Genomic DNA, 7874 nt, shown 5'->3' on the forward strand with positions numbered 1-7874 from the left:
CGAGGTGCAGCACCCAGGTGACGAGCGCGCCCACGGCGACCACGCCGAGGCCCAGCCAGATGCCCGGCGCCCACGCGGCACAGAGCGCCGCTCCCGCCCCGGCGGTCCCGGCGCACGCGACGACCGTGCCCGTCCACCCCGCGACGGTATGACCCAGGTCGACGTCGCCGTGCGCGCTCATGGGGCTTCCTCTCTCCGCCGAATGTGCTTCCCAGGAACGCGGCAGCCGTGTGCCGCGCCTAGACTTCGCACGTGGGAAAGGTATCTCACGTGCTAAGTAACTTAGATGCTAAGGAGAATGGTGGGCAAGGGCAACCCCCGGCCGTCGGCGACCCCTGCGGAGGCACTGGCGAGGATGGACCGGGTCATGGCGCTGAGTTCCGTCGGCCAGCACCGGGTGGCCGAGGGGCTGGGCATCAACATCACCGATCTGACCTGCCTCGGGCACATCCTCGGGGCGGGGGACAAGCCGATCGGCGCCGGGGAACTCGCCGCGCTGGCCAATCTGACCACCGGCGGGGTGACCGGGGTCCTCAACCGGCTCGAACGGGCCGGGTACGCGCACCGGGAGCCGGACCCGGCCGACCGGCGGCGGATCAGGGTCGTCGCCGCCCCGTCCACGGCGGCCCGGCTGCACGAGGTCTACGGCTGCCTCTACGAACGGCTCAACGGCCTGTTCGCCGACTACGCGCCGGAGGAGATCGCGGTCCTGGTCGACTGGTTCACCCGCGCCGAGGACCTGATGCGCGTCTCCCTCGACGAGATGCCGGCCCGCCTCGAAGCGGCGGAGCCGGCACCGGACCGGTCCTGACGGGAGGGCCGGAGGTCACCGGCTGCCGGCGCCGGTCTCCAGCTGGACGATGTTGGACTGCTCCCCGTACACGAAGGCCCGTACGCGGTACGACGCCGTCTTCTCGTCCGGCAGGGTGATCAGGCCGAAGGAGTTGATGTCCGGGTCCAGGACGGCCACCGGGCGGTACGTCCCGCTCCCCGGCGGCCTGGTCTCCAGCAGGAAGCCGTCCTCGTCCTCGGCGTGGTCGGTCCAGGTGAAGCGGATGCCCGCCGCGTGCATGACCGTCGCCCGGAGATCTCCCGGCGCGGCGGCTTCCGACGGCTCGGCGGCCGGGCTCCTCCCGCCGGCGGTCGCGTCCACGACGGGATGGGTGTCGGCCTTCGGCCCGTCCACGGTGCGGGGCGCCGTCCAGGTGTGGTCGTCCTCCTGGTCCTCCGCCGTCGGCTCCCCCGGAGGGAGTGTGACCTCGACCGGCGCCGAGGCGGGGCCGGAGTAGGGCCGCAGCCGGTAGAAGAACGGGGTGTGCGGCATGAGGTCCGGGTGCTCGTACTCCGTCCGGCCGGGCGCCAGGAACTCCAGCACGGTGTACGGGCCCGTGGGCTCGGTCGCGAACTCCAGGACGCGGCCCGCCGCGCCCGGCTCGTCGCCCTTCCAGCGCAGGACGGCGTCCACCGGGGATTTCAGTTCTCCGGTGAGCACGAGGCCGCCGCCGGGCGGGGCGGGGCGCGCGGCCCTCGTACGGTCCGGTGTCACGTCGGGTGACGCGGTGCAGCCCGCCAGGACGAGGAGGAGCACCACCATGGCAGAGGTGCGGGGTTGTGGAAGCACGGAGGGGGGTCCTTCTGGCGTGTGTGTGTGGGGGGAGGGGCGGTCCTACTTGCTCCAGAACTTCACGTTGCTCCACACGACCGTGGCAGGCCCGCTGCCGCTGTCGGTGCGGTACGCGCCGAACTTGTCGTAGAAGCTGCCGCCCGGGCTGCTGTAGGTGTGCTTCAGCGAGCCGTTGATGTACGTGCGGTGCGAAGTGCCCACCTGGTGCACGGTGTTGACCCGGACCGTGGCGCCGACGGTGCCCGCGGTCGAGAGTGTGGTGCCGCCGTGCACGGCGTACAGCCGGCCGCCGCGCTCGGCCGCCAGCATGAAGTACGGCCCCGAGGCGGACTCGTTGAACGTCTGCTTCAGGCTGATCCGCGTGCCGCCCATGGCGGATATCCGGAAGTACCCCTCGAACTGGCGGGTGCCGCCGGTGTAGGTGGCGTACCTGCGCTCGGCGCGCTGGTCGCCGCTCGCGGTGGAGCAGGTCAGGGTGAAGGTCAGGTTGTCGACCTGGCCGCAGCCCCGTTCCTGCACGGTGAAGGAGGGGGACGTCGAATTCCACCCTCCCGGTTCGACTTCCGCATGGGCGGCCGGAGCCGCCATGAGAAGGGCGGAAGTGGCGGAAAGGACAGTGGCGATTCGGGTTTTCCTGGACACGTTTCACATCTCCATTCCCAAATGACTTGGGCGACAGAGTAGAAGCGCGTGCGGCGGGCGACAAGGGATTCAGCAGAAGTCGACGAAGTTCAGGGACGTGAATACACGTATGCCGCGAACAGTGCGAATGTGGTGATGAATTGAGCCTGGAAGGGGGTCGATATTCAGCCTGATGAACGGGAGGACAGCTTTTTCTTTCCCCGCGACGCGGCCCGGAAGCTGCTGGCCGGGACGGTGAGATTCCAGGCGGTAATGACAGGATTGCCGTGTTCCAGGCCGAGTCGTGACACCGTTCCCGTGGTCAGCTGGAAAAGCGCGCCGGCCGCCGGGCTCAGTCCGAGATAACGCGCGGTCAGTACGCGCAGGAAATGACCGTGCGACACGAGCGCGATGTCGTCGTCGCCCGCCCGCAGGGTGTCCATGACCTCCTCCAGCACCCGGTCGGCGCGGGCCCCGACGTCGCCGGGCTGCTCGCCGGGGTGGTCGGCGGGACCCGGGGGCACCCCGTCGGTCCACAGGCTCCAGTCCGGCCGCGTCCGGTGGATGTCCGCCGTGGTGATGCCCTCGTACGCGCCGTAGTCCCATTCGTGCAGGTCCGGAGTGATGCGAGGGGCTTTGAGACCGGCCAGTTCGGCCGTGCGCCGGGCCCGCGCCAGCGGGCTGACCAGCACGAGCCCGATGTGGCGGTCCCGCAGCAGCGGCGCGACGGCGCGGGCCTCGTCCTCACCGTGTGCCGTCATCGGCAGGTCGGTGGCCCCGGTGTGCTGACCGGACTGAGACCAGGCCGTCTCACCGTGCCGTACGAGGATCAACTCACCCATGGATGACGCCCTGCTTTCCGCTGTCCGCGCCCCGGCCGTCCGGAGTCACCCCCAGTCTCTCCTGTCCCAGGGGCCGGGACGTGGCGGGAATGTCACAACGGGGTGGTGTGTTACAGAGACGTACCGCTCGATGGGAGCGATATCGAGAGTCTGGAGCCCCCATGGCACGCAGCGAAACCCGTCCGGTCGTCACCCTCCGGTCGACGGCGGGCACCGGCCAGGCGTACGTGACGCGCAAGAGCCGGCGGAACAATCCCGACCGTCTTGTCCTTCGTAAGTACGACGCGGTCGCCGGCGAGCACGTGATGTTTCGCGAAGAGCGCTGATCGTCCGTCGCACCGAACGCCCCGTCCCACTCCCTCCACCCGTACCGAGGAAGGATTCCGCATGAAGCCTCGTATCCACCCCGTTTCCCGTCCGGTCGTCTTCCGGGACCGCGCCGGCGGAGCCGCCTTCCTCACGCGTTCGACCGCTGACTCGGAGCAGCGTGTGGAGTGGGAGGACGGCAACACCTACCCCGTCATCGACGTGGAGATCTCGTCCGCGAGCCACCCGTTCTACACCGGACGTGGCCGTGTCGTGGACACCGCGGGCCGCGTGGAGCGCTTCGAGCGCCGCTACGGCAAGCGCGAGACCCCGACCGACTGACTCCTTCCCGGGGCCCTGAGCCCTGGGGCGTACGAATCCTCTCGGAGACCGGAAGCCGGCCGCCGCCCCCGCCGGGGTGGCGGCCGGCTTCCGCGTGGGGCGGGGTCCTGCCCGCGTGGCACAGTTCACACGGCCCGCGGGCGGCCGGGCGGAACGCGCCGGTGGGGTGGGGCGTTCCTCCACCGTGGGCCCTGGCCGGCATCCCCCGAACCGGCCGGGGCCCCTTTCACGCCTTCCGCGGTACGTGGAGCTGGAAGGCGGCCCGGCCCCGCGCCACCCCGTTGACCTGGACCTCCAGCGCGTGCTCCCCGGCGTGGAACGTCCGGGTGGTGATCGCCTTGAAGGACCTGCGACGCGCGAGCACCACCGTCTCGCCGGGGGCCAGGGTCACGGTGGTGAGCTTGAAGACCTTCGGGGCCGTACCGCCGTTGGCCTTGCGGTAGTGGACCACGTAGTCGACCGCCAGCCGCGTCGGCGCCGCCGAGTCGTTCGTCAGTGTGACCTCGAACGGCAGCTCGTCGCCGACGGACAGCGCGGTCGCGCCGAGGACCGGCCCCGCGACCGTGAGCGCGGCGGGCGGCGGGAATCCCAGCAGGGCGAGCGCCCCGGGATGACCCTGCTTGACGAGGGTCCGCAGCGCGTGGCGTACGACCTTCGCGGTGTTGGCGTCGGGAGCCGCCGCCCACGCCGTCGCGACCCGCACCGCCAGGTCCGGGCCGGTGTGGCTCACGTCGTTGAGGTGGTTGGCGACCGACCGCCGCACGTAGTCCGACGGGTCCCGGTACAGGGCGTCCAGGATCGGGACCGTCGCCTCCGGCCGGCCGGCCAGCGGCTTGACCCGTACGGCCCAGGGCAGGCGCGGCCGGGTCCCCTCGCTCGCCAGCCGCCGTACATGCGCGTCCGGATGGGCGGTCCACCCCTGGATGTCCGCGAGGGCGCGGTCCAGGTCGGCGTTGAGCAGGCGGCGCAGGGCGAACTCCGCGGTCAGCCGGGGCGTGAGATCGGCCAGCAGCGCCAGGGCGTCGTCGAACGCGCGCGGATCGTCCGAGGCGAGCGCCCGGGTCGCGACCGCGTCGGTCACCGGCCAGATCATCCAGCCCGTGAACTCCGGGTCGTCCATGGCCGACCGTACGGTCTTGTCGAAGTCGGCGTAGGACGCGGGCAGATCGGTCAGCAGGGCCTCCCGCAGCAGGTCGTTGCGGGCCCGCAGCCCGACCCCCGCGAGCGACGCGGCGGCCCGGCGCAGGGCCGGGAGCTCCCGCCGGGGCGCGACCACTTCCAGACAGCGGACCAGGCCGGCGGCCGCGGCGGGGCTGATGAGTTCGTCTGCTGTGGGCACTGACTTCTCCCTGGGGGCGGGGTGGCTCGGTTCGCCGGCGGCTGGTCGGCTGTGGTTTTGCGGGAGGTACGAGGGGTCAGACCTCCATGCGCTGCGCCAGGTCCGGGTAGGCGAGGATCAGCCCCGCCGCGTCGAACTCCAGGTCCCTGCGGAAGTCGCCCGACGTGAAGCGGACCAGTCCGCCGCGCCCGGTGCGCCGCAGGTGGCTGTACGTCTGCCGGGACGTGTGCACGGTCAGCTCGGGTACGGACACCCACGCCATCAGGAACGCGGCCTCGCCGGGACCGGCGTGGAGTCCGTGCCGGAGCACCGGCATGGAGTTGGTGAGGGGACACAGGCCGAGGTCGCAGTCGAGGGCCCCCGCCAGGTCGGGCCGCGGACGTCCGTCCACGGTCCACCCGCCGTCCTCGTCCCGGCGCAGGTCGAGGGCGCGCGTGCCGGCCGCGCTCTCCACGCCGACGCGCAGGGCCCGGGTGACGAAGCCGGGACCGGTGTCCAGTTCGTACGAGAGCCAGTACGGCTCCGGCGTCGTACCGACCGCTCTGCCACGGGCGTCCAGCCGGTCCCCGCCGAGCGTCACCCAGCTGGTTTCGTACCCCTTGCTCTCCCTGACGTCCCAGGTGAGGACGTGTGATGCAGCCATGTCCGCACTCTAGGGCAGGGGTCTGACACTCCCCGGTGCCCGGCGTGCGGGCACACTGGTGGCCATGGCTATTCCCGGCCTTCCCGGCAGCGCCGACGTCAAGGAGAACGACGCGTGACCCCACTCTTCCCGGCCCTCGCCGCACGTGCGGACCGGCCCGCGCTCCAGTTCGGCGACCACACCCTGACGTACGCCGAACTCGCCGACGACGCGGGCGCCCTGGTCCCGCGGATCGCCGGTGCGCGGCGGATCGCGGTCTGGGCCACGCCCACGCTCGGCACGGCGGTGGGTGTGGTGGCCGGACTGCTCGCCGGGGTGCCGGTCGTCCCCGTCAACCCGAAGAGCGGGGAACGCGAACTCGCGCACATCGTCACCGACAGCGCCCCGGAACTCGTCCTGGTGGAGGCGGGCGCCGCACTGCCGCCGGGACTGGCCGCGGTGGAGCGGGTGGACGTCGTGACGCGCGCGACCCGTTCGGGTCCACTTCCGGAGACGGGGCCGGACGACGCGTCCCCGGGTGACGGTCCCGCGCCGCTGCCTCCCGAGCCGTCTCCCGAAGCGCCCGCGCTGATCGTCTACACCTCCGGGACCACCGGGCCGCCCAAGGGAGCCGTCCTGCCGCGCCGGGCCCTGACCGCCACCCTGGACGCGCTGGAGGACGCCTGGCAGTGGACCGCCGACGACGTCCTCGTCCACGCGCTGCCGCTCTTCCACGTCCACGGACTGATCCTCGGCGTCCTCGGCCCGCTGCGCAGGGGCGGGTCCGTACGCCACCTCGGCAGGTTCGACACCGCCGGGGTCACGCGGGAGCTGTCCTCCGGGGCCACCATGCTCTTCGGCGTACCGACCATGTACCACCGCGTTGCCGAGGCCCTGGCCGACGACCCGGCGCTGGTGAAGGCGCTGGCCGGGGCGCGGCTCCTGGTGTCCGGCTCCGCCGCGCTGCCCGTGCACGACCACCGGCGGATCACCGCGGCCACCGGGCGCGGGGTGGTCGAGCGGTACGGCATGACGGAGACCCTGATGAACACGAGCGTGCGCGCGGACGGTGAACCGCGCGCCGGGACCGTCGGGCTGCCGCTGCGGGGGGTCGAACTGCGCCTCGTCGAGGAGTCGGGCGAACCGATCGAGGCGTACGACGGGGAGACGGTCGGCGAGATCCAGGTACGCGGCCCGAACCTCTTCACCGCCTACCTGAACCGGCCGGACGCGACGGAGGCCGCCTTCGCGGACGGCTGGTTCCGCACCGGCGACATGGCGGTGCGCGACCCCGACGGCTACGTCCGTATCGTCGGCCGCAAGGCCACCGACCTGATCAAGAGCGGCGGTTACAAGATCGGCGCCGGGGAGATCGAGAACGTCCTGCTGGAGCATCCCGGGGTACGGGAGGCCGCCGTCACCGGCGAACCCGACGCGGACCTCGGCGAGCGGATCGTCGCGTGGATCGTGCCGCGGAACCCCGAAGCGCCGCCGTCCGCCGAGGAGTTGGCGGACCACGTCGCGGGCCAGCTCGCCGCGCACAAACGGCCGCGTACGGTGCGCCACCTGGACGCCCTGCCCCGTAACGACATGGGCAAGATCATGAAGAGGTCGCTCCGTGGCTGACCGGCCGAGCGCCCGCGAGGCGATCGCCGAGGTGACCGGCGGCGGTGATTTCGCCGAACTGCCCGCGCCCCAGGACATCTCCGCGCCGGACGGACCGCTGGCCTGGGAGGGGTACGGCGAGCAGCGGCGGCGCGCACGACGGGCCACCGGCGAGGCCGAGTCCGTCGTCTGCGGCACCGCGTGGATCGGCGCCACCCGGGCCGTGCTGATCTCCTTCGAATTCGGTTTCCTCGGCGGCTCGTTGGGCGAGGCGACGGGCGACCGGATCGAGGCCGCCCACACCCGGGCGCGGGGGGAGGGACTGCCGGTCGTCTCGCTCATCGCCACCGGCGGCAGCCGGATGCAGGAGGGTATGCGCGCCCTGCGCCAACTCCAGCGGGTGGCACGGCAGTCGGCGCTGACCCGGGAGGCCGGGCTGCCCCAGGTGGCCGTCGTCCGCGACCCGACCACCGGCGGTGGCTGGGCCACCCTGGGCGCGGGCGCCGATGTCGTGCTCGCTCTGCCGGACGCCCAGATCGGCTTCGCCGGCTCGCGGGTACGGCCCGTGGACGC

11 protein-coding genes are annotated in these 7874 nt (G+C 72.3%); 5 read left to right on the top strand and 6 right to left on the bottom strand.

All coding sequences use genetic code 11. The annotated features are described in order from the left end of the window. Positions 1 to 181: HGxxPAAW family protein (locus tag GT042_RS00965; RefSeq protein ID WP_345943628.1), on the bottom strand; the 181-nt coding region annotated here is incomplete at its 3' end. A 117-nt stretch (positions 182 to 298) separates the two neighbouring features. Between GT042_RS00965 and GT042_RS00970 the strand changes: the two genes are divergently transcribed. Then, positions 299 to 811, top strand: coding sequence for a MarR family transcriptional regulator (locus GT042_RS00970; protein WP_202532189.1), 513 nt, complete (start codon positions 299 to 301; stop codon positions 809 to 811). Between the two features lie 15 nt (positions 812 to 826). Here GT042_RS00970 and GT042_RS00975 read toward each other — a convergent pair whose 3' ends face one another. The 3 genes from GT042_RS00975 to GT042_RS00985 all read right to left on the bottom strand — a co-directional run bounded on the left by GT042_RS00975 (position 827) and on the right by GT042_RS00985 (position 3087). Then, complete coding sequence (locus GT042_RS00975; RefSeq protein ID WP_345943629.1) at positions 827 to 1621, bottom strand: fibronectin type III domain-containing protein; 795 nt, start codon at positions 1619 to 1621, stop codon at positions 827 to 829. A 45-nt stretch (positions 1622 to 1666) separates the two neighbouring features. Then, positions 1667 to 2143, bottom strand: a complete 477-nt coding sequence (locus tag GT042_RS00980; RefSeq protein ID WP_345943630.1) for a hypothetical protein — start codon at positions 2141 to 2143, stop codon at positions 1667 to 1669. Positions 2144 to 2430: 287 nt separating this feature from the next. Continuing rightward, positions 2431 to 3087, bottom strand: a complete 657-nt coding sequence (locus GT042_RS00985) for a histidine phosphatase family protein (RefSeq protein WP_161306794.1) — start codon at positions 3085 to 3087, stop codon at positions 2431 to 2433. A gap of 161 nt (positions 3088 to 3248) precedes the next feature. On the opposite strand from GT042_RS00985, the gene rpmG reads away from it, so the two are divergent. After that, positions 3249 to 3413: a 50S ribosomal protein L33 gene (gene rpmG, locus GT042_RS00990; RefSeq protein ID WP_161306795.1), complete on the top strand. Its 165-nt coding sequence runs from the start codon at positions 3249 to 3251 to the stop codon at positions 3411 to 3413. A gap of 61 nt (positions 3414 to 3474) precedes the next feature. Next, complete coding sequence (locus GT042_RS00995; RefSeq protein WP_161306796.1) at positions 3475 to 3735, top strand: type B 50S ribosomal protein L31; 261 nt, start codon at positions 3475 to 3477, stop codon at positions 3733 to 3735. A 226-nt stretch (positions 3736 to 3961) separates the two neighbouring features. Here the strand turns inward: GT042_RS00995 and GT042_RS01000 are convergent, their stop codons facing one another. Continuing rightward, positions 3962 to 5074 carry a DNA alkylation repair protein gene (locus GT042_RS01000; protein WP_161306797.1) on the bottom strand — a complete coding sequence of 371 codons (1113 nt, stop codon included), beginning with the start codon at positions 5072 to 5074 and terminating at the stop codon, positions 3962 to 3964. A gap of 76 nt (positions 5075 to 5150) precedes the next feature. Beyond that, a complete protein-coding gene (locus tag GT042_RS01005) occupies positions 5151 to 5717 on the bottom strand; it encodes a putative glycolipid-binding domain-containing protein (RefSeq protein WP_161306798.1) in 567 nt (188 codons plus the stop codon). Between the two features lie 114 nt (positions 5718 to 5831). Between GT042_RS01005 and GT042_RS01010 the strand changes: the two genes are divergently transcribed. Then, positions 5832 to 7322 carry an acyl-CoA synthetase gene (locus GT042_RS01010; RefSeq protein ID WP_161306799.1) on the top strand — a complete coding sequence of 497 codons (1491 nt, stop codon included), beginning with the start codon at positions 5832 to 5834 and terminating at the stop codon, positions 7320 to 7322. After that, positions 7315 to 7874, top strand: a 560-nt coding sequence (locus tag GT042_RS01015) for a carboxyl transferase domain-containing protein (RefSeq protein ID WP_345943631.1), incomplete at its 3' end; no start/stop codon positions are given. The genes GT042_RS01010 and GT042_RS01015, both read left to right, overlap by 8 nt.

It is taken from the genome of Streptomyces sp. SID3212, from assembly GCF_009865405.1.
Taxonomy (GTDB): Bacteria; Actinomycetota; Actinomycetes; order Streptomycetales; family Streptomycetaceae; genus Streptomyces.

Bases quoted from the DNA above. Each gene is read 5' to 3' on its own strand.
- GT042_RS01005 (WP_161306798.1), bottom strand. From the start codon at position 5,717: ATGGCTGCATCACACGTCCTCACCTGGGACGTCAGGGAGAGCAAGGGG.
- GT042_RS00985 (WP_161306794.1), bottom strand. From the start codon at position 3,087: ATGGGTGAGTTGATCCTCGTACGGCACGGTGAGACGGCCTGGTCTCAG.
- GT042_RS00970 (WP_202532189.1), top strand. From the start codon at position 299: ATGGTGGGCAAGGGCAACCCCCGGCCGTCGGCGACCCCTGCGGAGGCA.
- rpmG (WP_161306795.1), top strand. From the start codon at position 3,249: ATGGCACGCAGCGAAACCCGTCCGGTCGTCACCCTCCGGTCGACGGCG.
- GT042_RS00995 (WP_161306796.1), top strand. From the start codon at position 3,475: ATGAAGCCTCGTATCCACCCCGTTTCCCGTCCGGTCGTCTTCCGGGAC.